We start from the raw sequence: 23,634 nt of genomic DNA, 5'->3' as shown, positions 1-23,634 counted from the left end.
TGTCAAAAGGTTCCCGACTTCGCCGCTGCCCGCCGGAGGACCTCCGAGGAGCGATTAAAGATGAAGTCGGCACGACTCGCGCAACCCGTGCTCGGTCGCTCTGCCGCCTAGTGAGCCTGCAATTGCAGAAGACTAATTCCAAGCCGGTCGAGGACCGATTGCATGAGGCGGTCACAAGGCGCGCCCGCAAAGGGAAAGGTGTCGGTAAACACGGTGGCAAGCTTGTCCCGCAGCGTCTCACGCAGCAGCCGGCGCGCGCGATGCAGCCGAGTCTTCACAGTCTGAGGTCGCAAACCGAGAAGGAGGGCCGTCTCCTCAGTGCTCATTTCCTCGACATCGCGCATAACAAACACGATGCGAAAGTGCTCCGGAAGGTCACTGACCGCGCGTTCCAGCAGGCGGCGGATCTCGGCGAGGGCGGATGCCTCCTCCGGGTCAGCGTTGTATGCGCTGAACGGAGCGGGCATGGCTTTGATCGCCTTTACGTCGACCGTCGGTCGCCTTTGCCGGCGGCGGCCCAGCGCCTCGTTCAGCGTGATCCGGGTGAGCCAGGTGGAGAGCTGTGCCTCCGCGCGGAATTCGGACAAATGCATGAAGGCGTGGATGTAGGTCTCCTGGAGCACGTCCTGCGCCTCGGCGTCGTCATCTAGGACGGCGCGAGCGATTCGATAGAGGCGCTGGTTGTGACGTTTTATGATCAACCAGAAAGCAGCCCCGTCGCGCTGTTGCGCGCGATCGACCAATGCCGCATCGTCGAGGTCTTCCACTCTCACTGCCTCGGTCGGTGCGATCGGCTTCGTCATGGTGCTCTCCAAGCGCTTCACCGGTACCTGTGGCGTGCGGGCCAGCTCAACACGAGAGTGCCTGCCGAAGAGATGTTCGCGTCCTGCACGGCCTGTGCGCTGCCAAGACCAACTGTGGATAATGGCGCCGATTACTGAGAATTGTACATCCCTATCGCAATCGCATGCAGCGGCGGCGCGTGATCCGTGCATCGAACCTGAGACGATGGCTGCTATCGCCGAGAGGCGGAATGCAATGGAGTGCTGATGTGACGAGCGACCGCTTTGCGCCATAGCGGGTGTTCGGCCAGCTTCTCCGCAACGAGCTGACCTGGCGCGTTCCTGACGCCTCGTAGCCATTGGCGGCTGCAAGATAATCGAGTTTTGACCTGGAGCGTTTTGCAGCCAAATGGAAGCACTCGCGCGGCTAAAAACAGATAGAGCGAGAGTTCAACCTAAATGCATCTCGCTCCAGACGCCGATCAAGACAGCTTTGCGATGGCGGCGCGCAGCGCCTCGCCGAAGCGCCGGACTTCCCCGACCGTGTTATAATGCACCAGCGAGGCGCGGATGGCGCCGCTGTCCATGCTGAGGTTCAGTCGCTTCATCAGCCGCGGCGCGTACATATGGCCATCGCGGATGCCGATCTGCATCTCGGCCATCGCCTCGACGATCATCTGCGGCAACAGCGCGCCGATGTTGAAGCAGAAGGTCGGCACCCGCTCGTTGAGGCGGGCCTCGTCGGTGACGCCATAGATCGTCGCGCCGCACTCCTTGAGCACGCCGAGCATTTTGCGCGCCAGCACCAGCTCATAGTCGCGGATGGCGTTCATGCCGGCGACGATATTGTCGCGCCGCGACCGGTTGTTCTCGGCCAGGAAGTTGCGGCCGATCGATTCGAGATAGCGCACCGCGGCATCCATCCCGGAGACGTTCTCGTAGATGAAGGTGCCGGCCTCGACCTTGTAGGGCGGCTCGTCGGGAATGAAATCCTCGCGGAAGGTCGGCAGCCGCTTCAGCGTCTCGAAGCGGCCCCACAGGAAGCCCATATGCGACGAGAAATTCTTGTAGCCGGAGCAGACCAGATAGTCGCAATCCCAGGCCTGCACGTCGATCAGCCCGTGCGGCCCGTAATGCACGCAGTCGAGGAACACTTCGGCGCCGGCCGCATGCGCAATGTCAGCCACCGCAGCGACATCGACGATCGAGCCGATCGAATGCGCCGTCACCGTGCTAGCTACGAGGCGGGTGCGGTCGGAGATGAGCGGGCGCAAATCGTCGACATGGAGATTGCCGTCGTCGCGCATCCGCCACCATTTGAACTTCGCGCCGGCTGGCGCCAGCGCCAGCCAGGTCGCGATGTTGGCGTCGTGATCCATGTCGGTGATGACGATCTCGTCTCGCTCCTGAAGCATCTGGCCGATGCCGAGGCTGACGAGGCGAATGAACGACGTGGCGTTCATGCCGAAACAGATTTCCGCAGGACTATAGGCGTTGATCAGCAGCGCCACGCTTTCGCGCGCATCGGCGATCGCTTGGTCCACAGTGACGCTGCGGCTATAGCGGCCGCCGCGCTGCACATTGTGCGCGACCAGATGGTTGGTTACCGCGTCGAGCACGCTTTGCGGGATCTGCGCGCCGGCGGCATTGTCCATGAAGATGAAGTCGCCGGCCTGCTGCAGGGCTGGAAACATGGAGCGGATCGTGTCGACCGGGAAGATTGCGGAGACGTTGCTCGCATTGTGGGTCTGATGCTTGTTCAAGATTGTCTCCTGCGAAGTGCCTGATACGGGAAATTGACAGATGGGAAACTGGCGACGTCAGCGGGTCTTTTCGGTTTTGAAACGGCGTTCCAGCAGGCTGACGAGGCGGACCATCGGCCAGAGAAAGAGGAGATAGACCAGCGCCGCGCCGATCAGCGGCGACGGGTTGGCGTAGAGCGACTGCGCGTTGGTCGCTTCCTTCAGCAATTCGGGCAGCGCCACTGTTGAGGCGAGCGAGGTGTCTTTGAACATCGAAACGCAGTTGCTGGTCATCGGCGGAATGACCACGCGGATCGCCTGCGGCAGCACCACCTTGCGCAAGGTCAGTAAAAACGGCAGGCCGAGTGCCTGCGCCGCCTCGAACTGGCCGCGCGGAATGCTTTCTATGCCGGACCGGAACACCTCGGCCGAATAAGCCGCCATGATGATGGCGAATGCCGTTACAGCGGAGGTCCAGGACGACAGGCGTATGCCGAGGAACGGCAGCGCGTAGTAGATCAGGATCAGCACGACCAGCACCGGCATCGCCCGGAAAATATCGATATAGCCGACCGCCAGCAGCCGCAGCGGCTTCGGCGCGTAGAGCCGTATCAGGCTGATCGCCAGGCCGACGGGAATACCGATGCCGATGCTCAACAGCCCGAGCAGCAGCGTGTTCAGGAAGCCGCGCAGCAGCGCCGGCAGGCTGGAGATCATGACATCGGCGTTGAAGAAGGTCTCGAGCAGCGACATGGGGAGCATTCCCGAAAGATTTGGCGTCCCGCGACGCTAAAGCATGCTGCCGAAACCCGAAATCGGGTTTCGGAACGGATCATGAGTGAAAGTCGAAGGGCTACGGCGTCCGTTGCACGTCCAGGAGGGCGAGCAACGCTGTCCGTGAAATCGTGCCGGTGTGGAAAGCCGGCTCGATTTCAGCCGCTGCCGCTCAGGCCTTCGGGATTGGCATTTCCTTGACAGTCGAAGAATCGGCGGGTGCGTCACTGCCGAACCACTTCTTGTGAATCGCGGCCAGTGTGCCGTCCTTCTTCATCGCCGTCAGCGCGTCGTTCAGCTTGCCGAGCAGCGGGTGGTCCTTGGCCATCATCAGGCCGTACTGCTCGCCGGTCTTGATACGCTCTTTTACGGCGAGGTCCTTCATCCGGGTGAAGGAGTATTCCAGGCCCGGAATGTCGCTGACTGCAGCGTCGACGCGACCGGCGCTGAGATCGAGCAGCAGGTTCTGCTGCGTGTCGTAGCCCTTCACCTCGCTGAACCCGCCGGCCTCCTGGTGCTGCTTGGTCCAGGCTTCGCCGGTCGAGCCGGACAGCACGCCAATGATCTTGCCCTTGAGGTCGGCCTCGGACTTGATCGGGCTGTCGGCCTTGGCGGCGATGCCCATGTCGGAATCATAGTAGGGCTGCGTGAACGCCTGCGACTTCAAGCGCTCAGGGGTGATCGTGATCGATGAGATGGCGACATCGATGCGCTTCGACGTCGTGGCGGCGAACAGCGCCTGAAATCCGAGGTCGGCAATTTCGGTGGTCATGCCGATGCGCTTGGCTGCCTCGTTGACGATGTCGACTTCAAAACCCTCGAAAGCGCCGCTTTCGTTCTTGTATTCGAAAGGCGGATTGGTCGGATAGGCGCCGACATTCAGCGTCTCTTGGGCATAGGCGGCGACCGGGCCGGCGGCAATGCCGAGGGCGGCAGCGAGAAGAAGCAAATTACGGCGAGTGAAGCTCATTTTCGTTCCCTCTGGTTCGGCCACTCCCTGTGGCGCTTTTCACGTCCGCCGCTTTCAGCGCCGTATTTCCGGGCACTGCAGGCGAGGCGGCGCCTGAAGTCAGGATGCGCGGCGTTGCCGCGAGCCGATCAACTGCTGCAGACGCTGCAGCAGTGCGTCCACCGCGTCGTCCGTGGTGACCATACCGGGCGACAGCCTGAGCGTCGCGCCGCGCGCGTCGCAGTAAAGTCGCTCGCGGCGCAGCGTCGACACCGTTTTCACCGGGTCGACGCCTTGCGGCAAGGCCAGCATGACGCTGCCGCCGCGCTGGTCTGGATCGAGCGGCGAGCGGACCGCCCAGCCATTGTCCAGCGCGTAACCTATGATGCGCTCGGTCATGTTGCCGTTCTGTGCGCGGATAGCGTCGATGCCTGTCTCGGCGACCCATTCGAGGCCGGGCAGCGATGCAACACTGGCCAGGATGGCCGGCGTGCCATGGTCGAAACGGCGCGCATCGCTGGCATAGGAAAAACTGTCGAGATCCCAGGAGAACGGGTTCGGCTGGCTGAACCAGCCGCGGAGCTCAGGCCGGCATGTTGCCAAAAGATCGGGCGCCACTTGCAGGATGCCGGCGCCGGAAGTGCCGCACAGCCATTTCAATGAGGTCGAGACGACGAAATCGACTGGCGTCTTCGCAATCGAGAAGGGCGTCACGCCGACCCCTTGGGTGATGTCGACACCGACGATGCTGCCCATCTCCCGGCCATGCTCTGCGAGCCGCGCCACGTCGCAGCGGTGCGAGGCCGTCGAGGTGACGAAGGTCAGCAAGGCCAGACCGACATCGTCCTGCCAGCGGGCGATGAAATCCTCGTCGCGCACCCAGCTCTCGCCCGGCCGCAGCGGCACGGTGTCGAGCACGAAGTTGAAGCGGTCGGCAAGTCCGGTAAGCAGGAAGTGCAGGCTCGGAAAACAGTCGGCCGCGACCAGCAGGCGCTTTCCCGCCAGACGCTCTGACGGCAGGGCGCCGATCAGGCTGTAGAGGGCTGACGTGACGTTCTCGGCGGTGGTCAGGGTACCTTGCGGGGCTTCGATCAGCCGGCCCCAGGCATCGACGAAGCGCTGCCGCGCGGCAAGGGCCGCCGGCCACTGGCCGTCGTCTTCTGCCGACCAGACGCCCGAGAATTCCGACAGGGCAGCAGCCATGCGCTCCGCTTTGCCGGGAAACGTTCCGATCGAATGGTAGAGAAAATAACCAGACACTACGCTTTTGCTCCCTCGTGATCATGTGATCACAGAACGAAATCTGGTTCAATCGCTGGCCGCGAAAGAAATGCGATCCAATAGCGAAAATCGGACGATTTTTTCCGGCCACGAGCGGTCGCGGCTCGGCGCTTTCCGGCATCGATCTTGCGTTCAACCCGCAGCGGAGCTTCAGGAGGCCTTGCCGAATCCAGCGAACTCGACCGGCCTGGGTTCCGGCACGTCGGGGCAGATCGCGCGCAGCGTCTCCTGCGTCGACCTGATGTCGGCAACCACCTCTTCGCGGGCACGAGGAAAATCGCGATCCTTCAGTGCTGCGATGATCGCGGTGTGCCGCCCGGACGGCTCCATCGTGCCGGCGCGCATCAAAGGCGCGACATGGTTTGACAACAGCCGCATATAGGGGCCGAAGCGCAGCCACAGGGTCTCGATCAGCTGGAACAGCACGTCGGAGCCGGAGGCGCGGTAGATGGTGAAGTGAAACTGCTGGTTCTTGGCGATCAGCTCGTAAACGCTGCCGTTGCGCCCGATCGCCTGCTGGTCGGCAGTGATCTGCTGCAATGTGGTTATGTCGGAAGTGGTCAGGCGCGGCGCTCCGAGTTCGGCCGCCAGCCCTTCGACGGCGACACGCGCCCGGCAGAGGTCGTCGAGCCGCGCGCGGGTCACGACCGGTACGCAGGCCGAGCCGTTCTGCGATATCTCCAGCGCATTCTCGGCGGCGAGCCGCCGCAAGGCCTCACGCACCGGCATGTTCGAAGTGCCGAAGGCTTCGGCCAGCGAGGCGATGGTCAGCACCTGGGCCGGATCGAAGCTGCCGACCATCAGGGCATGCCGAAGCTGCTGGTAGACACCATCCTGGACGGTCACACGTCCCGATACAGGTTCAAATCCCAGAGCCACGGTTTTTGGTTTCCTTGGGTTTCGACAGAAGCTATGTGCAAGCGGCACGCTTTGATCGCCCAGCCTAAGCAGGACGTGATCATCTGATCACAGAATATGCGGGGAGCCAAGTCACTCGGCCGTCAAGGCCGAGGCAATGACGATCGAAGTTCCGAATGTTGGTGCTGCCCCTCATTGCCTTGCCGGGCATTTCTCCCCGTGAACGGGGAGAAAGAAGCCGGCCGGAACCTCGGCACTTGATTCTGCAGCGCTGGTGATTGGCGAAATCGTTGGTGAAAGCGTCCCTCGCCCCGTTTACGGGGAGAGGATGCCGGCAGGCAGGTGAGGGGCGGCGCCTACTTCGACAATTGCTTACCTCAAGAGGGCTATCGTTACTCCGGGATCACCGCTGTCGCCTGGATCTCCACCTTGGCGCGATCTTCGACCAGCGCCATCACCTGCATGGCGGCCATGGCCGGGAAATGTCGTCCGATGACCTCGCGATAGGCCTCGCCGATCCCCTTGAGGTTGGCCAGATACTCGGCCTTGTCGGTAAAGTACCAGGTCATCGAGGTAATATGCTCAGGCTTGGCGCCGGCCTCGGCGAGCACCGCGACGATGTTGGTAAGCGTCTGTCGCACCTGGCCGACAAAATCATCGGTTTCGAATTGGCCTTGCCCGGTCCAGCCGACCTGGCCGCCGATGAAGATCAGCTGCCCGCGCGCGGCGACGCCATTGGCGTAACCGATTGGTTTCGCCCAGCCTTCCGGCTGCAGGATGGTGTGCATGTCAAGCCTCCCGATACTCAAACCCGGTCGCAATGTTCAAAATTCGAAACGAGCAATTTTCTGTCGCAAGCTCGGTCTCAGGCCGCTCCCATCACTTGCCTGGCGATGACCACCTTCTGCACGTCGGACGCGCCCTCATAGATGCGCAGCGCACGGATCTCGCGATACAGGCTCTCGATGATGTTGCCCTTGCGGACGCCGTCGCCGCCATACAGCTGCACGGCCTTGTCGATCACCTCTTGCGCCTTGTCGGTGGCGAACAGCTTGGCCATCGCCGCCTCGCGGGTGACACGGGCGGCGCCCATGTCCTTTGCCCAGGCGGCGCGGTAGACCAGCAGGGCGGCGGCATCGACATCAAGCGCCATGTCGGCGATGTGGCCCTGCACCATCTGCAGCTCGGCCATCGCAGCGCCGAACAGTTTGCGCTCGGCCACTCTTGTGATGCTTTCGTCCAGCGCGCGCCGGGCAAAGCCGAGTGCCGCCGCGCCGACCGTCGAGCGGAACACGTCGAGCACCGACATGGCGATGCGGAAACCGTCGCCCGGCTTGCCGATCAATGCCGAGGCCGGAACGCGGACATTGTCGAAGAACAGGCGTGCAAGCGGATGCGGCGCGATCACCTCCAGCCGCTCGGCGATAGTGAGGCCCTCGGTGTCTGCAGGCACTATGAAGGCGGAAAGCCCCTTGGCGCCGGGCGCCTCGCCAGTGCGGGCGAAAACGACGTAGAGATCGGCAATGCCGCCATTGGAAATCCAGGTCTTTTCGCCTGACAGAACATAGTCGTCGCCGTTAGGCGTCGCAGTCATCTCTATACTGGCGACGTCTGATCCCGAGCGTGGCTCCGACAGCGCGAAGGCGGAAATCGCTTCGCCGGCGCGGGTCTTCGCCAGCCAGCGCTGCTGGTCGGGCGTGCCGAACAGGCTGGGCGCGCCGGTGCCGAGCCCTTGCATGGCGAAGGCGAAGTCGGCCAGCCCGTCATGCCGGGCGAGCGTCTCGCGCGTCAGGCACAGCGTGCGCACGTCGAGCGGCCCGGGGTTGTCCGTGTCGAGCGCCGTTGGTTTCAGCCAGCCGTCTTGGCCGAGCTTCGCCACCAACGCGCGGCAGGCGGCATCGACATCGTCATGCGCGACCGGCAGGTTTTTCGCGCACCAGGCGTCCAGCCGCTCGGCAAGCTCGCGATGGCGGTCCTCGAAGAACGGCCAGTTGAGGAAGGACCGGTCAGGCATTTCTGCCTCCGCTATGCTTCGGGCCTCGCGCTCTACGGCGCCCTCCTCTGTCCTGCCGGACATTCCGGCAGGCCAGAGGGGGGCGCTGTCCCGCCAACGTGTCCATTCTGATTGAAGAAAACATCCTCAATTACCCTCGAACACCGGTTTTTCCTTGGCCACAAAAGCCTCGTACGCCCGCTCGAAATCACCGGTCTGCATGCAGATCGCCTGCGCCTGCGCTTCCGCCTCGATCGCCTGGTCGAGGCCCATCGACCATTCCTGGTTCAACTGCGTCTTGGTGATGCCGTGGGCGAAGGTCGGGCCGGAAACGATGCGCGCGGCCATGTCGAGTGCGTCGGCGTCAAGTGCCGCCGCATCGACCAGCCGGTTGTAGAAACCCCAGCGCTCGCCTTCCGCCGCGCTCATCGTCCGGCCGGTGTAAAGCAGTTCTGCGGCGCGGCCCTGCCCGATAATACGCGGCAGGATCGCACAGGCGCCCATGTCGCAGCCGGCAAGACCGACACGCGTGAACAGGAACGCGGTCTTGGCCTCAGGCGTCGCGATGCGGATATCGGACGCCATGGCGATGATGGCACCGGCGCCCACCGCCACGCCGTCGACCGCCGCAATGATAGGCTTGCCGCAGTTCAGCATCGCCTTGACGAAATCGCCGGTCATTCGGGTGAAGGCGAGCAACTCCTTCATGTCCATCTTCATCAGCGGGCCGATGATGTCGTGAACATCGCCGCCCGAGCAGAAATTGCCGCCATTGGGCAGGAACACCACCGCATCGACGTCGTCGGCATAGACGAGGTCGCGAAAAGTATCGCGCAGCTCGGCATAGCTTTCGAAGGTCAGCGGGTTCTTGCGCTCCGGCCGGTCGAGCCGGATTGTCGCGACCTTGCCTTCGACCTGCCAGAGGAAATGCTTCGGCTTGCGGCCGGCCATCTTTGTCATTCCCGTCCCTCCCAATTGCTGCGGAAGGAATTCAGCATGCCGGTCAGCCGGCGCGCCTCGTCCTCGCTCACATTGCCCAGCAGCTCGCCGATCCAGCTTTCATGCGCGGCGGCGATCACAGCGAACGCCTTCGAACCTTCCTCCGTCAACCGCACCATCGAGGTGCGGCGGTCGCCATTGCGCCGGGCGCGGGTAACCAGCCCTTCCGAAACCAGCCGGTCGACGATACCGGTCACATTGCCGTTGGACACCAGCAGGAAGCGCGACAGGTCGCTCATCAACATGCCTTCCGGCGCGCGGTAGAGTGCCGCCATCACGTCGAAGCGCGGCAGCGTCGTGTTGAATTCCTGCCGCAGGCGCTCGCGCAGCTCGGCCTCGATGCTGCGCGAGGCGCGCAACAGCCGCACCCACAGCCGCAGCCGATCCTTGCCGGGTCCGGACGGCGCGGGCAGGGGACCGGCTACCATGTCTCGCCTCCCGAGATCGAAATCGTCTGTCCGGTGATCGATTGGGCAGCATCGCCGCACAGCCACAGCACCGCTGCTGCAATCTCTTCGGGCTGGATGAAGCGGCCTTGCGGGTTGGTCGAGGCAAGGCTCGTCCTTGCTTCTTCAACCGTGCGACCGGTCTTTTCGATGATACGCTGGATGGCGCCTTCCAGCATCTCGGTTTCGACGAAGCCCGGGCAGACGGCGTTGACCGTCACCCCGGATTTGGCCGTCTCGACCGCCAGCGCTCGCATCAGGCCGACGACGCCATGCTTGGCGGCAACGTAAGCGGCGACATAAGGATAGCCTTTTAGCCCGGCCGTCGACGCAACGAAGATGATCCTGCCTGTCTTCCGTGCGACCATGCCGGCCAGCGCCGGCTTCACCGTCAGGAATGCGCCGGTCAGGTTGACGTCGAGCGTGCCCTGCCAGTCCGTGAGCGAAGTCTTCTGCGCCGGGGCGCTGTCGGACATGCCGGCATTGGCGACGACGATATCGATCGGTCCGCGCGCCGCCTCGGCCTGGCTGTAGAGCGACGCCATCGCCGCCTCATTGGTGACGTCGGCGGCGATGCCGAAAATGCGTTCATTTCCCCTGGCGACATCGGCAAGTGCAGCCTCGCGCCGGCCGCAGATGGTGACATCGATGCCGCCGGCGTCGGCGAGCGCCAGCGCGATGGCCCGACCAACGCCGGAGCCGCCGCCGGTGACGAGCGCATGCCGTCCCCCTATCCTTGCGATGGCGCTCATACTTTCAGCCCCGCTGCCGCGTCGCGCTCGGCCAGCCGGTAGATCTGGTCGCGGCCAGGCAGATAGGGATCTGGCCATTTGACGCCGCGGTCGCCGAGCGTGACGGCCGCATGCAGCGTCCAGTAGGGATCGGCGAGATGCGGCCTTGCCATCGCGACGAGATCGGCGCGGCCGGCCATCAGGATCGAATTGACATGGTCCGGTTCGTAGATGTTGCCGACCGCCATGGTCGCCATGCCGACCTCATTGCGGATGCGGTCGGAAAACGGCGTCTGAAACATGCGGCCATACACCGGCCTTGCCTCGGCCGAGGTCTGGCCGGCCGACACGTCGCAGATGTCGACGCCGGCCTCATGCAGCAGCCGCGCGATTTCGACCGCATCGGCTGGCGTCACGCCTTCAATGCCGACCCAGTCATTGGCCGAGATGCGCATTGAAACAGGCTTTTCCGCCGGCCAGGCGACGCGCACGGCATGGAAGACTTCCAAGGGATAACGCATGCGGTTTTCGAGCGAGCCGCCATAGGCATCCGTCCGCTGGTTGGTCAGCGGCGTGATGAAGGAGGACAGGAGATAGCCGTGCGCGGCGTGGATCTCCAGCATGTCGAAGCCGCAGCGCGCCGCCATCTCGGCCGAAGCGACGAACTGGTCGCGCACCATTTCCATGTCGGCGCGGTCCATCGCCTTCGGCAGCTGATTCTCAGGCGACCATGCCACCGCCGACGCCGCCATCACAGGCCAGTTGCCTGATGTCAGCGGCACGTCGGTTCCCTGCCAGCCGAGCCGGGTCGAGCCCTTGGCGCCCGAATGGCCGATCTGCGCGCAGATTTTTGCCTCGGTCTCGGTATGGACGAAATCAACAAGCCGCTTCCAGGCGACCTCATGTTCGGGCGCGTAAAAACCGGTACAACCTGGTGTGATGCGACCTTCCGGGCTGACGCAGGTCATCTCGATATAGACGAGGCCGGCGCCGCCTTTGGCGCGTTCGGCATAGTGGGCGAAGTGCCAGTCGGTCGGGCAGCCGTCGACGGCCTTGTACTGCGCCATCGGCGAGACGACGATGCGGTTCTGCAGTGCCATGTCACGCAGCCGGAAAGGCGCGAACATCGGCGCCCGTCGCAGGCTATTGCCGCCGGCGCCCGCCTGGCGCTGGAACCACTCTTCGGCGCCGGCCAGCCATTCGGCGTCGCGCAGCCGCAAATTCTCGTGGCTTATGCGCTGCGAGCGCGTCAAAAGCGAATAGTTGAACTGCACCGGGTCGAGGCCGAGATAGCGTTCGACCTCCTCGAACCATTCGAGCGAGTTGCGCGCCGCCGACTGCAGCTTCAGCACTTCGGTGCGGCGGGCGTCTTCATATTTGCGGAATGCGGCCTCGAGGTCGGGCTCGGCCTCGACATAGTCGGCCAGCGCCACCGCACTTTCCAGCGCCAGCTTGGTGCCGGAGCCGATCGAGAAATGCGCTGATGCCGCCGCGTCGCCCATCAGCGCCAGATTCTTGTAGGACCAGCGCTCGCACAGCACGCGTGGAAAATTGATCCAGGCCGAACCTCTGATGTGATTGGCATTGGTCATGAGCGCGTGGCCGCCGAGATGCCTGGCGAAGATCCGTTCGCAGACGGCGATCGATTCCTGCTGCGACATCGCGCCGAAGCCGAAGCGCCCCCAGGTCTGCTCGCTGCATTCGACGATGAAGGTCGCGGTGTCTTTGTCGAACTGGTAGGCATGCGCCCACACCCAGCCATGCTCCGTCTTCTCGAAGATGAAGGTGAAGGCATCGTCGAACTTCTGTTGCGTGCCGAGCCAGACGAACTTGCATTTGCGGGTGTCGATATCGGGCTTGAACACGTCGACGAAGGCGCTCCGTGCCTTCGAATTCAGACCGTCGGCGGCGACCACCAGATCGTGGCTCTCCATGTACGTCTTGGGGTCGGCGATATCAGTCTCGAAGACCAGCTTGACGCCGAGCTCGCGCGCCCGCCGCTGCAGCAGGGTGAGCAGGCGCTTGCGGCCGATGCCGCAGAAGCCGTGGCCGGTCGAGACCGTCCGCACGCCGTCATGGATGACGGCGATGTCGTCCCAATAGGCGAAATGCTTCCTGATCCAGACGGCACTGACCGGATCGTTCCTGGTCAGATTGTCGAGCGTTTCGGCCGACAGCACGACACCCCAGCCGAATGTGTCGTCGGCGCGGTTGCGCTCGAACACCGTCACCTCGTGTGCGGCGTCCCTGAGCTTCATCGAAATGGCAAAGTAGAGGCCGGCTGGTCCGCCGCCGAGAACCGCAACCTTCATTCGTGCGATCTCCTCTTCGCTTTCGCCCAGTATCGTGCCTCAGGGAAATTATTTCAAGCTTGAAGTTTCATAATTGAAGCGATTCGTCTCAGATGCCTATGGCGTGCCTGCGGTCAGACCCGCAAGCACGCGCTTGCCGGATCATTTTTCCGGGGTCTTCGGGCTCCACAGCACCGTCTCTGCGTCCTTTTCATAGGCCATGCCGTTGGGATAGCTGATCGCTTCCAGCTGCAAGCCCCAGGGCGCCTGGAAATAGAGGATGCTCTGTCCAGCCGCCGGGCCTTCGGTAACCGGCAGCGGCCCCATACGCGTCTTGACGCCCTTCTCATCGAGATAGGCTTTCGCGGCAGCGATATCGTCGACATAGAAGGCGATGTGGAAGCCGCCAATGTCGCTGTTGCGGGCCTGCAGGTCTCTCTGGTCCGGCGCTGTGTATTTGAACAGCTCGATATTCGAACCGTGGCCGCAACGGACCAGGGTGATCTCCTCGATCACCGCCTTGGGGTCGACGCCCAGAAGATCCTGCATGAACGTGCCCTTGTCGTCGGCGAACGGGCCGAAGGACATTGCCTTCTTGCAGCCGACAATCTCGGTGAAGAAGTCGACAGCCTGCTTCATGTCGGGCACCGTAACCCCGGTGTGATCGTGTCCGCGCATGCCAGGAATGGAATCGGCTGAGGCTGTGCTGATGGTTCCACCGATAGTGCCCAGGACGGCGGCCGCAAGCGTTGCAGTTAGGAGTGCATTCTTCATCTCAGTCATCCTCTCGCGGGACATGGGTGACTTGCCGGGCGCACGCCCGAGGCCCGCTCTTCGGCGTGCGAATGAGATGTGCTGTGAATGATCGTTGCGACCGATGTCATGCCGGCGCCTTCGCCGCGGGCAGCAGCCAGCCGTCATCGATCTCGGGCAGCGGGATGGCTTCGAGAAGATCGCGCGTGTAGGCCTGCTGTGGCTTCTCGAACAAAGCGTCCGTCGCGCTTGCCTCGACGATCACGCCTTCGCGCATGACGATCACTTGCCGGCAAAGCCGCCGAATGACTGACAGGTCGTGGCTGATGAAGGCGACTGTCAGGCCCATTTCGGCGGCCAGATTTTCCAGCAGCGTCAGGATTTGCGCCTGCGTCGAGACGTCGAGGCCGGAGACGATCTCGTCGGCCAGCACGAATTTCGGCGACAGCGCCAAAGCGCGGGCAATGCCGACCCGCTGGCGCTGGCCGCCCGACAGTTGGTGACGGTAGCGGCTGGCGAAACTTTGCGGCAGGCCGACGCGCTGCAGCGCCTCCGCGACACGCCCCTTCAGATTGTCGCCAAACCCGTTTTGCCTGAGTGGGGCGGCGATGATGCTGAAAATGGTGCGGCGCGGATTAAGCGACGACATCGGATCCTGGAAGATCATCTGCAGGTTGCGGCGCAGCGGCCTGAGCTCCGCCTCCGGCAGATGCGTGATATCGCGGCCGTCGAAGATGATGCTGCCGGCGCTCGGCTCCAAGAGGCGCACCAAAGCGCGGCCGAGCGTCGATTTGCCCGATCCGGATTCGCCGACGATGCCGGTCACCGCTCCCCTGGGCAGGTCGAAGTCCAGCCCTTTCAGGATCTGCACCATCGGCGCCCGGCCGATCAGTGGTTTGCGCGTCATATCGGGCAACGTGACCTTCAGGCCGCGCACGGAAAACGCCGGCTCAGCCATGGTGCCGTCTCCAGGCCTGGTCGGCAGCGGCGATCTCCGAGGCCAGTCCGGCCAATACCGCATCGTCCACCGGTTTCAGCGAGGCGAATGGATCGGTGTAGCGCGGTGTCGCCGCCATCAGCGCTCTTGTGTAGGGGTGCTTCGGCGCTGCGAAGAGTGCTGCCGTCTCGGCCTCTTCCACCACCTTGCCGGCATAGAGCACCGACACTTTCTGGCTGACCTTGGCGACGACGCCGAGGTCATGGGTGACGAACAGGATCGCCGTGCCGTGCTCGCGCTGCAACTGCGCAATCAGCCGCAGGATCTGCTTCTGCACGGTCACGTCGAGCGCCGTCGTCGGCTCGTCGGCGACGATCAGCCGGGGCTCGGCGGCGAATGCTGCGGCGATCAGCACGCGCTGGCGCATGCCGCCGGAAAGCTCGTGCGGATAGCATTTGAGGACGCGGTCGGGGTCTCGGATCTGCACCTCGTCGAGCAATTCGCGGATGCGGACGTCGGCTCGCGGCCCACTCCATCCGAGGATGCGCACCAGCCGGTCGGTCATCTGCGGACCGATGCGGCGCGATGGATTGAGCGCGGTCAGCGGGTCTTGAGGGATCAGTGCGGTGCGCGCTCCGATCAGCGTGCGCCTCGCCTTTGGCTGCAGCCGGCCGAGGTCCTCGCCCTCGAGCAGCATATCGCCTTCGACGACGCGCACGCTGGGTGGCAGCACGCCGAGTACCGCCTTGCCGATCATCGTCTTGCCGGCGCCGCTCTCGCCGACCAGCGCTCGGACTTCGCCCGGTTGAACGGAGAGCGACACCGACCGCAGCACGCGCGCGCCATTCGGCAGCACGGCGCTGAGGTTGGTGATGTCGAGGCAAGCGGCTGCGTTCATCGCAGCACCGGATCGAAACGCGCCTTGAGACCCTCGCCGAACTGGCTGAACGACAGCACGGTCAGGATCAGGGTGACCAGCGGGAACACCAGCACCCACCACGCCTGATGGATCGACAGGCGGCCCTCGGCGATGATGCCTCCCCAGGTCGGATCGTCGGTCGAGATCGACAGGTTGACGAAAGACAGGATCGCCTCGACGATCACGGCGATGCCCATTTCGAGCGACAGCAGCGCGACGATCGATGGCACCACGTTGGGCAGCACTTCGCGCAGCATGATGCCGATGCGGCCGTAGCCGGCGATGCGGGCGTTCTCGACATAGTCCATGCGCGCCTGGCCCATGGTCTCGGCACGGATCACCCGGCAGAAGCGCGTCCAGTCGATGACCGCGATGGCGATAATGACCGAGCTCAGACCGGTGCCGAGCACGGCAACCAGCAGGATGGCGAACAGCACCGGCGGAAACGCCATCCAGACGTCGACGATGCGCGAGATGATGCGATCGGCCCAGCCGCCGAAATAACCTGCGATCAGCCCGAGCGTCGAGCCGACCAGGCAGGCGGCCAAGGCTGCCGCGAAGGCGACGATGAAGGCGATGCGGGCGCCGAAGATCAGCCGTGACAGGAGATCGCGGCCGAGGCTGTCGGTGCCGAGCCAGAAGCCGGGCTCCGCGCCGCTCATCCAAAAGGGCGGCAGGCGTTCGAACATCAGATCTTGCGCCAGCGGGTTCTGCGGTGCGATCAGCGGCGCGAAGATCGCGGCAAGCAAAGCCAGCAGCAGCCAGCCGCCGGCCAGCCACAGCCTTGCGCCCGAGCCATGTCTTGAAATGCGGCCCTCATCCATGCCGCAGCCTCGGATTGAGCAGCGCATACATCATGTCGACGGTGAGATTGATCAGCACGAACAGCAGCGCGAAGACCAGCACGATGCCCTGGATCAGCGGCAGGTCGCGGTTGATGACGGCATCGATCGCCATGTTGCCGAGACCTTCATAGGAAAACAGCCGTTCGACGATGACCGTGCCGCCGATCAGGAAGGTGAACTGCACGCCGACCAGGGTGAGCGTCGGCAGCGCGGCGTTCTTCAGCGCCTCGCGCAAAATGACCTGCGTTTCCGAAAAGCCCTTCACCCGTGCCAGCACGACATAATCGAGGTCGAGCACTTCCTTCAGCGACTGCTTCAGGAGCTGCGAAATGATCGCGGCGAGCGGCAGCGCCAGTGCCACGGCCGGCATCAGCATGTGCCCGAGCAGGTCCTTGGTCAGGTCGAAGCGCAGCCGCACCATGCTCTCGAACAGGTAGAACTGGGTGACGAAGGGCAGGTCGAGCTGTGGCGACACCCTGCCGGAAATGTCGAACACCGGCACCAGCACCCCGAACAAAAGAATCAGCACCAGCCCCCACAAAAAGTCGGGAATGGAAAGCGCTGCACCGCTGGCGATGTCGATACCGGCTTCGACCGCCGTGCCGCGTTCGCGCGCCCCGAGGATTGCCGTCGTGCCGCCGATCGCCAGCGCCATCAAAAGAGCAACGATGGCGAGTTCCAGCGTCGCCGGCAGCCGGTTGAAGACCAGCCCCAACACGTCTTGCCGCAGCGAGATAGAGGTGCCGAAATCGCCCCTGACGACGCCGGACAGCCAGATGAAGAACTGCTGGACGATGGTCTTGTCGAGCCCATAGAGCGTACGCAGCCGGGCGATGTCGGCATCGGTTGCACCGGGAGGCAGCATCATCGCGATCGGATCGCCCGGCGCGACGCGAATGACGACAAAGACCACGACGGCGACGCCGAGCAGCGTGATCGCCATCGTCAAAAGACGGATCAGGAATCTTTGCAGCAGCATGGTCGCCCGTATGCCTGGCGGAAAATGCGCGCCGTCATTGCGGACGGCGCGCGGCGATCCCTGGCCGATGTCAGGCCGGGGTCATCAGCGCCGGCAAAAGCGCGCCGGAAACATGCTGCACGACATTGACGCCCTTGGCGTGCACGATCGGCTGCGCATACTGGATCAGCGGCAGCACATAGGCCTGTTCGGCGATGTATTTGTCGACAGCCTTCCAGCCGGCGACGCGCTTGGTCTCGTCCTTCTCGCCCCATAGCGGGTTGATCATGTCGATCAGATCCTGGCTGTCCCACACCGAATGCGGGCTCGGGCCATAGGTGGCAAAGCCGGTCGAGGTGGTCGGATCGCCGATGGCGTTGCCCCAATTGTAGAAGGCGGCCGGGGCCAGCTTGTCGGCGGCGCGCAGCTCGTAGTGCTTGGCGATCTCGTAGACCTCGATCGACGCCTCGATGCCGACCTTGCGCCACATGCCGACGATCGCCTGGACCATCTCGTAATCTTTGGGCTTGAAGCCCTTGGTCGTCTGGATCGTGAACTTGACCGGCTTCTCCGGCGAGTAGCCCGACGCGGCCAGCAATTCCCTAGCTTTTTCCGGATTGTGCTCGACCTTGATCGACGGGTCGTAGGCCTCGTATTCCGGCGTCTCCAACGTATCGATCGGCTGGCCGTAGCCGCGCAGCAGCCGGTCGACGAGCAGCTTCTTGTCGACCGCCATCACCGCGGCCTGGCGGACGTTCCTGTCCAGCATCACATCGATGTCGTTGAAGAAGATCATGCCGATGTCGGAAACGTTATTGCACGAGCCGGCGAGCCCGTCCTTGGCGATCAGGCGATCATATTCCTCATAGGGGATTTCGAGCGTCACCTGCGAAGAACCGGACTCGATTTCGGCAACGCGGCTCGCTGCGTCGGTGACGAACTTGATCGTCACATTCTCGAAGGCCGGCTTGCCGCCCCAATAGTTCGGGTTGGCCTTGAGCCGCAGGAAGGCGTTGCGCTCGAACTTGTCGACCATGTAAGGGCCGGTGCCGATCGGGGCTTTCTCGAAGCCTTCGGCGCCGACCTTCTCGTAGTAGGCCTTCGGCATGATGTAGCCGGTCAGGAACGACATCCACTTAAAATACACCGGGTCGAACTGCACGACATCGCCAGTGATCTTATTGCCGTCGATCTTGAAGTTGTTGACGTTCTTCCAGACGAACTGGATCGGATTGCCTGTCTTTTCGTCGCCCGCCCGCTGCAGCGACCACACCACGTCCTCGGCGGTGAACGGCGAGCCGTCATGCCAGGTGACGCCCTCGCGCACCGTCATCATGATCTTGCTGCGGTCGTCGTTCCAGCCCCATTCGGTGAGCAGGCCCGGCGCAAAGGAAAGGTCCGGCTTCTGCGGGATGAACTGATCGAACACCGACTGGTAGAGGCCCTGGATCGTCGGGTTGACCGCCGAAGGCCCGGTTGTCGGGTCCCAGGACGGCAGGTTGACGTTGTAGGCGATGGTCAGTTCGCCGGCTGCCTTGGCTATTTGCGGCAGGCCGATGACGGTGGCGCCAAGTGCTGCTGCGCCATATCCGAGCAATTCTCGTCTGTTGATTGTCATGGTAGTTCCCCTGTTGGTTTTCTATGCGCGTCGTTATCATGCAGTGGGTTCAGGCTCCTTGGGCAACCGCGCATTGCCTCTCCTTCACCCGCAAGTGTTTTGAATTCTACCTCCCGCCAAGCTGTTGGGCGAGCATATAGCCCGAGGCCGCACCTGTACCGGCGCCCGGCCATGTTGCAGCACCGGTGAGATGCAAATTCATGACCGGCGTATTCCAGCCGGCAAAGCCGCGCGCCGGGCGAAACAGGAAATTCTGCGCCAGGTGATGGCTGCCGCAAATCTGGTCGCCGCCGACGAGGTTGGGGTTCTCGCGTTCGAGGTCGAGGGGCGAGAACACGGCACGGCCGAGGATATTCCGGCGAAGGTTGGGCGCATAGGTCTCGATGATGTCGAGAACGCGCTCGGCGTAGCGTTCTTTGACCTGATCCCAATGAGCTGGCGCGATCTTGCCGGCCGCATCGCTAAAGATTTCGGCGGGTAGCATCCGCACCTGTACCCACAGAACGTGCTTGCCTTCCGGCGCCCGCGATGCATCAACCGCAGTCGGTTGGCCGACGACAAGGACCGGCTCGTCCGGCAGCATGCCGGATATTGCCTGCTGATAGGTCCGCGACATGGCGTCGAGCGACGGCGAAAGATGGACGTAGGCGAATCGCCGAAGCTCGGCGCCGGCGCGCCAGTCCGGCAGATCGTCAAGCGCCAGATGGATCATCATCGTGCCCGGCGCATGTCGGAATTTTTTCATCGCCGTGTCGAAGCCGGCGTCGCCGGAACCGTCAGGCAAAAGCTTTCCGGTTAGCGCCCCGGGTGCAACGCCGGCGATCACCGCCTTGGTGGCAGTATGGGTCTCGCCGGAAGCAAGCCGCACGCCTGTCGCTCGGCCGCCGGACACCGTGATCTCGGCCACCTCAGCACCGGTGCTAATCTGGCCGCCGGCAACGGTGACCATGCCGGTCAGCGCGCGGATGATGGTGTCGGCGCCGCCCTTGCCGAGCACCATGCCGAAGCACTGGTTGGCCATCGATTCCAGATAGGGGAACACCGCGCCGCCGGCGATATCGGGGGCGAAATCGAGATGCATGCCCCAGGTGGCGAGCGTCGCCCTGACATGCGGCGACTCGAAATTCTCCTCGAGCCACGAGCGTGGTGATGAGAGCAGCAGCCGGCCGGTGTCGAGCGCGCCGGCAAGGCCCTTCTTGCGCCAGAGGTTCCATGCGGTGCCGGCCAGCGCCCGCCCGCTCATCTGTGAGCCGAGCAGCCGAAACAGGTGCTCGGCTTCCACCGGGAAGGCGCCGACCAGCCGGCGCCATGTGGCGGCGTCGGTTGCGGAAAAAGTTGCCATGCGCGACGCGGTCTTTTCCAGATCGTTGCTGACGCCGAACCACCGTCCGTCGGGAAAGGCGCTGGCAAAGCAATCGGCGACCGGCGCAAACTCCAGCCCATGGCTTTTCAATTCATTTGCATATTTCTTGTGAAAGGCCGAGCCGGCGAACAGGCTCAGATTCATCGCGCCGAAATCGTGCCGGAAGCCGGGAAGCGTGAATTCGCGGCTCTGGACGGCGCCGCCGATAGTTGTGCTGCGCTCAAAAATCCCGGTATTCCACCCTTTGAGCGCCAGATGCGCGGCGCATGCCAAACTGTTGTGGCCTGCCCCGACGAATATGGCGTCAAACTCGCTCACACCCACCCAACCCATTTCCTTTATGCTTAAAGATAATTGCAGATGCATATGTTTTAGTCTAGTAGGATATTAAGGGCCGCGAAGAGCCGTGATCATCACCAAGAAAGAGGGAATAGAGACCATGGACACGCAACAACTCCTCGGCGAGGTCGCCGGCCAGCTTCTTTCAGGCACCATCCAGGTGGTCGACCTGACGGCGCCGCTCGGGCCCAACACGCCGCTAATCAAGCTGCCGCCGGAGCTGGCGGTGGACACGCCGAAGGTCGAGATCCACGCCATCTCCCACTATGACAAGAACGGTCCGTGGTGGGCATGGAACTGGCTGAAGCTCGGCGAACACTCGGGCACGCATTTCGACGCGCCGCAGCACTGGATTACCGGCAAGGATTATCCGGACGGTGCCACCGACACCATTCCGGTTCAGAATTTCGTCGGCCCGGTCAATGTCATCGACTGCTCGAAGCAAGCCGCCGCCGACAACGACTTCCTGCTCACAGTCGACCACATCAAGGCGTGGGAAGCCGAGCACGGCGCGATCAACGCCGGCGAATGGGTGGTGATGCGCACCGACTGGTATAAGCGCAACGGCTCGGAAGCCGAATTCCTCAACGCCGACGAGACCGGACCGCACACCCCCGGACCGACGGCCGAGGCCATCCAGTACCTGATCAGCAAAGACATCAGGGGCTGGGGCAGCGAGACGATCGGCACGGATGCTGGCAAAGCAGGGGGAATGGAGCCGCCATTCCCGGCGCACAGCCTGATGCACAAGGCCAACCGCTACGGCCTCGCCAGCTTGTGCAACCTCGACCGGCTGCCGCCGAAAGGCGCGATCCTGATCGCCGCACCGCTCAAAATCGAGCACGGCACCGGCAGTCCGATCCGCGCGCTGGTGCTGGTGCCAAGAGCATGATCCCGAAAAGTGATGATCGGGTTCGGACAAGATCATGCTCAAGCAAGAAAACATAGCTTAAGCGATAGGCCACGACGATGAGCGATATCGATCACATCATCGTCGGCAGCGGCATCAACGCGCTGGTCTGCGCGGCGATGCTTGGCGGCAAGGGGGCAAAGGTGCTGGTGCTCGAGCGCAACGATCGCATCGGCGGTTGCATGCGCACCGAGGAGATCACCGCGCCCGGCTTCATCCACGACGTGATGGCGACGACATTCGTCCTGTTCATCACCTCGCCTGCCTATGCGGCTCTGGGCCAGGATCTGGCGCGGCACGGCCTGGAATTCTGCAACACCGGCACGCCCACCGGCGTGCTGCGGCCGGACGGCAGCTATGCCATCCTGCGCACCGATCGGCCCGCCAATGTCGCGGCTGCCAATGCGCTTGCCGCAGGCGATGGCGACCGGCACGGCAGCGACGTCGGCGAGATCGAGCGCAATGTCGGCCTGCTGTTCGGGCTGCTCGGCGGCAGCCTGTGGTCTTACCCCACGACTAGGCTGCTGGCGGGCGAAGCCTGGCGGCGCGGCCCGCGCGGCCTTGCCGCCTTTCTCGGCGATGCGCTGGTGCCGGCGCGCGGCTGGCTGGAGAACACTTACCAGTCGGAGATCACCCGGGCGCTGTGGGCGCCCTGGGTGCTGCATGCCGGCCTTGGGCCTGAAGACGCGTTCTCCGGCCAGATCGCCAGGGTTATCGCCTTTGCGCTGGAAGCTGCCGGCGCGCCGATCGTCAAGGGCGGCGCTGGGAATCTGCTGTCCGCCTTCGAAGCGCTGATCAAGGAGCGCGGCGGCGTGATCCGGACTGAAGGGGACGTTGCCTCCATCATCCAGAGCGGAGGCCGAGCCACCGGCGTACGGCTGGCTTCGGGCGAAACGGTCACCGCGAAGAAGAGCGTCATCTGCTCGGTCACGCCGACCCATCTCTACGGGCGGCTGCTCGGCGACGCGGCTCCGAAAGCCGACCTCGAGGCGGCGCAGAAATACCGCTACGGCAAGGGCAATTTCCAAATCCACTATGCCCTGGACAAGCCGCCCGCATGGCGCGGCGAGGGCCTGGCAAAGGTCGCGCTGCTGCATCTGACACCGGGGCTCGACGGCGTGTCGAAAGCCTGCAACGAGGCCACGCGCGGCATGCTGCCGGAGGTGCCGACCATCTGCGTCGGCCAGCCGCATGCGCTCGATCCTTCGCGCTGTCCGGAAGGCAAGGCGATCCTGTGGCTGCAACTGCCGGAGGCGCCACGCCATATCAAGGGCGATGCCGCCGGCAAACTGCAGACACCGGCCGACGGCCGCTGGACCGACGCGCTGCGCGAGGCCTACGCGGACCGTGCCGAAGCGATCCTCGCCAGCCATATCGACGGATTCAAGGACAGCGTCATTGCACGCCGCGCCTATTCGCCGGCCGATCTGGAAGCGATCAACGTCAATCTGGTCGGCGGCGATCCCTATGGCGGCTCATCGACCATCGACCAGTCGTTGCTATGGCGGCCGTTCAAGACGAGCCGCAATCACGACACCGGGATCAAGGGCCTCTACCATATCGGAGCCTCGACCCATCCCGGCGCCGGGCTTGGCGGCGGTTCCGGCTTTCTGCTGGCGGGGAGGCTGTGATGGAACAGAAGGTTGAAAAGCGCCAGCGCATCTCGACACTGGGCCAGATCGGACTGCAGCAATTCGCGCCCTATCTGATGAACCGCATCATGGGCCGCTACAACGCCACCTTGCGCGACGATTTTCGCAAGCAGGGCCTGACCATCCCACAGGTGCGCACACTCGCCGTGCTGTCGGTGGCCGACGGCGTCACCGTCAACGATCTCTCGGTCTACACGGTCATCGAACAATCCACGTTGAGCCGGACGCTCGACACGCTGGAAGGGCAAGGGTTTGTGCGGCGGGAGCAGGGAGTCACCGACAGCCGCATCCGCCATGTGTTCCTGACCGACGACGGCCGCGCCGAGTTCGGCCGCGCCTGGCCGGCCATGCATGATGCGTTCGAGGCGATGTTCGATGACATCGATGATGTTGAATATGCCGCCCTGATCGCGACGCTGCAGAAGATGCTGAAGAACATTCGCAAGCACGACATCTAGACGTACGCCGCCGCCGGATATCGGCGGCAACGGAAG

Annotated in this window: 22 protein-coding genes; 3 read left to right on the top strand and 19 right to left on the bottom strand. The window is 63.6% G+C overall.

All coding sequences use genetic code 11. The annotated features are described in order from the left end of the window. Window positions 1-107: 107 nt before the first annotated feature. The 19 genes from EN807_RS01150 to EN807_RS01055 form a co-directional block, all read right to left on the bottom strand. Entirely contained in the window at window positions 108-803 is a 696-nt protein-coding gene (locus EN807_RS01150) for an RNA polymerase sigma factor (RefSeq protein ID WP_135933562.1), read from the bottom strand. A gap of 461 nt (window positions 804-1,264) precedes the next feature. Beyond that, complete coding sequence (locus EN807_RS01145; protein ID WP_135933561.1) at window positions 1,265-2,545, bottom strand: cysteine desulfurase-like protein; 1,281 nt, start codon at window positions 2,543-2,545, stop codon at window positions 1,265-1,267. A 57-nt stretch (window positions 2,546-2,602) separates the two neighbouring features. Beyond that, window positions 2,603-3,277, bottom strand: a complete 675-nt coding sequence (locus EN807_RS01140) for an amino acid ABC transporter permease (protein ID WP_135933560.1) — start codon at window positions 3,275-3,277, stop codon at window positions 2,603-2,605. Window positions 3,278-3,470: 193 nt separating this feature from the next. Further along, on the bottom strand, window positions 3,471-4,268 hold the full coding sequence (locus EN807_RS01135) for an ABC transporter substrate-binding protein (RefSeq protein ID WP_135933559.1): 798 nt from the start codon (window positions 4,266-4,268) through the stop codon (window positions 3,471-3,473). 99 nt (window positions 4,269-4,367) lie between these two features. Beyond that, window positions 4,368-5,507 carry an aminotransferase class V-fold PLP-dependent enzyme gene (locus tag EN807_RS01130; protein WP_135933558.1) on the bottom strand — a complete coding sequence of 380 codons (1,140 nt, stop codon included), beginning with the start codon at window positions 5,505-5,507 and terminating at the stop codon, window positions 4,368-4,370. Window positions 5,508-5,678: 171 nt separating this feature from the next. Next, a complete protein-coding gene (locus tag EN807_RS01125; protein ID WP_135933557.1) occupies window positions 5,679-6,407 on the bottom strand; it encodes a GntR family transcriptional regulator in 729 nt (242 codons plus the stop codon). A 371-nt stretch (window positions 6,408-6,778) separates the two neighbouring features. Beyond that, a complete protein-coding gene (locus EN807_RS01115) occupies window positions 6,779-7,174 on the bottom strand; it encodes a RidA family protein (protein WP_135933556.1) in 396 nt (131 codons plus the stop codon). Between the two features lie 77 nt (window positions 7,175-7,251). Beyond that, window positions 7,252-8,400, bottom strand: coding sequence for an acyl-CoA dehydrogenase family protein (locus EN807_RS01110; RefSeq protein WP_135933555.1), 1,149 nt, complete (start codon window positions 8,398-8,400; stop codon window positions 7,252-7,254). A 126-nt stretch (window positions 8,401-8,526) separates the two neighbouring features. After that, on the bottom strand, window positions 8,527-9,339 hold the full coding sequence (locus tag EN807_RS01105) for an enoyl-CoA hydratase family protein (RefSeq protein WP_135933554.1): 813 nt from the start codon (window positions 9,337-9,339) through the stop codon (window positions 8,527-8,529). Further along, window positions 9,336-9,806 (bottom strand): MarR family transcriptional regulator, encoded by a 471-nt coding sequence (locus tag EN807_RS01100; protein ID WP_029357027.1) that lies wholly within the window; start codon window positions 9,804-9,806, stop codon window positions 9,336-9,338. The genes EN807_RS01105 and EN807_RS01100 overlap by 4 nt, the downstream gene beginning before the upstream one ends. After that, window positions 9,800-10,576 carry an SDR family NAD(P)-dependent oxidoreductase gene (locus EN807_RS01095; protein WP_135933553.1) on the bottom strand — a complete coding sequence of 259 codons (777 nt, stop codon included), beginning with the start codon at window positions 10,574-10,576 and terminating at the stop codon, window positions 9,800-9,802. The genes EN807_RS01100 and EN807_RS01095 overlap by 7 nt, the downstream gene beginning before the upstream one ends. Further along, window positions 10,573-12,867 (bottom strand): bifunctional salicylyl-CoA 5-hydroxylase/oxidoreductase, encoded by a 2,295-nt coding sequence (locus EN807_RS01090; RefSeq protein ID WP_135933552.1) that lies wholly within the window; start codon window positions 12,865-12,867, stop codon window positions 10,573-10,575. The genes EN807_RS01095 and EN807_RS01090 overlap by 4 nt, the downstream gene beginning before the upstream one ends. 141 nt (window positions 12,868-13,008) lie before the next feature. Continuing rightward, window positions 13,009-13,620 (bottom strand): VOC family protein, encoded by a 612-nt coding sequence (locus tag EN807_RS01085; RefSeq protein ID WP_135933551.1) that lies wholly within the window; start codon window positions 13,618-13,620, stop codon window positions 13,009-13,011. Window positions 13,621-13,726: 106 nt separating this feature from the next. Next, window positions 13,727-14,557 carry an ATP-binding cassette domain-containing protein gene (locus tag EN807_RS01080; RefSeq protein ID WP_135933550.1) on the bottom strand — a complete coding sequence of 277 codons (831 nt, stop codon included), beginning with the start codon at window positions 14,555-14,557 and terminating at the stop codon, window positions 13,727-13,729. Continuing rightward, complete coding sequence (locus EN807_RS01075) at window positions 14,550-15,434, bottom strand: ABC transporter ATP-binding protein (RefSeq protein ID WP_135933549.1); 885 nt, start codon at window positions 15,432-15,434, stop codon at window positions 14,550-14,552. Before EN807_RS01075 ends, EN807_RS01080 begins: the two co-directional genes overlap by 8 nt. Continuing rightward, on the bottom strand, window positions 15,431-16,279 hold the full coding sequence (locus tag EN807_RS01070) for an ABC transporter permease (protein WP_135933548.1): 849 nt from the start codon (window positions 16,277-16,279) through the stop codon (window positions 15,431-15,433). The genes EN807_RS01075 and EN807_RS01070 overlap by 4 nt, the downstream gene beginning before the upstream one ends. Beyond that, entirely contained in the window at window positions 16,272-17,279 is a 1,008-nt protein-coding gene (locus EN807_RS01065) for an ABC transporter permease (RefSeq protein ID WP_135933547.1), read from the bottom strand. The genes EN807_RS01070 and EN807_RS01065 overlap by 8 nt, the downstream gene beginning before the upstream one ends. A 70-nt stretch (window positions 17,280-17,349) precedes the next feature. After that, complete coding sequence (locus EN807_RS01060; RefSeq protein ID WP_135933546.1) at window positions 17,350-18,876, bottom strand: ABC transporter substrate-binding protein; 1,527 nt, start codon at window positions 18,874-18,876, stop codon at window positions 17,350-17,352. 106 nt (window positions 18,877-18,982) lie between these two features. Continuing rightward, on the bottom strand, window positions 18,983-20,557 hold the full coding sequence (locus EN807_RS01055; RefSeq protein ID WP_135935740.1) for an NAD(P)/FAD-dependent oxidoreductase: 1,575 nt from the start codon (window positions 20,555-20,557) through the stop codon (window positions 18,983-18,985). A gap of 121 nt (window positions 20,558-20,678) precedes the next feature. On the opposite strand from EN807_RS01055, the gene EN807_RS01050 reads away from it, so the two are divergent. The 3 genes from EN807_RS01050 to EN807_RS01040 all read left to right on the top strand — a co-directional run bounded on the left by EN807_RS01050 (window position 20,679) and on the right by EN807_RS01040 (window position 23,598). After that, on the top strand, window positions 20,679-21,470 hold the full coding sequence (locus tag EN807_RS01050; RefSeq protein WP_135933545.1) for a cyclase family protein: 792 nt from the start codon (window positions 20,679-20,681) through the stop codon (window positions 21,468-21,470). A gap of 77 nt (window positions 21,471-21,547) precedes the next feature. Beyond that, window positions 21,548-23,119, top strand: a complete 1,572-nt coding sequence (locus EN807_RS01045; protein WP_135933544.1) for an NAD(P)/FAD-dependent oxidoreductase — start codon at window positions 21,548-21,550, stop codon at window positions 23,117-23,119. Next, window positions 23,119-23,598, top strand: coding sequence for a MarR family transcriptional regulator (locus tag EN807_RS01040; RefSeq protein WP_127212025.1), 480 nt, complete (start codon window positions 23,119-23,121; stop codon window positions 23,596-23,598). The genes EN807_RS01045 and EN807_RS01040 overlap by 1 nt, the downstream gene beginning before the upstream one ends. The last annotated feature ends 36 nt before the right edge of the window (window positions 23,599-23,634 follow it).

This window comes from Mesorhizobium sp. M5C.F.Ca.ET.164.01.1.1, from assembly GCF_004792125.1.
Lineage (GTDB): Bacteria > Pseudomonadota > Alphaproteobacteria > Rhizobiales > Rhizobiaceae > Mesorhizobium > Mesorhizobium wenxiniae.
The sequence above is the reverse complement of the archived record's forward strand: the minus strand, read 5'-3'. Positions and strand labels throughout refer to the sequence as shown.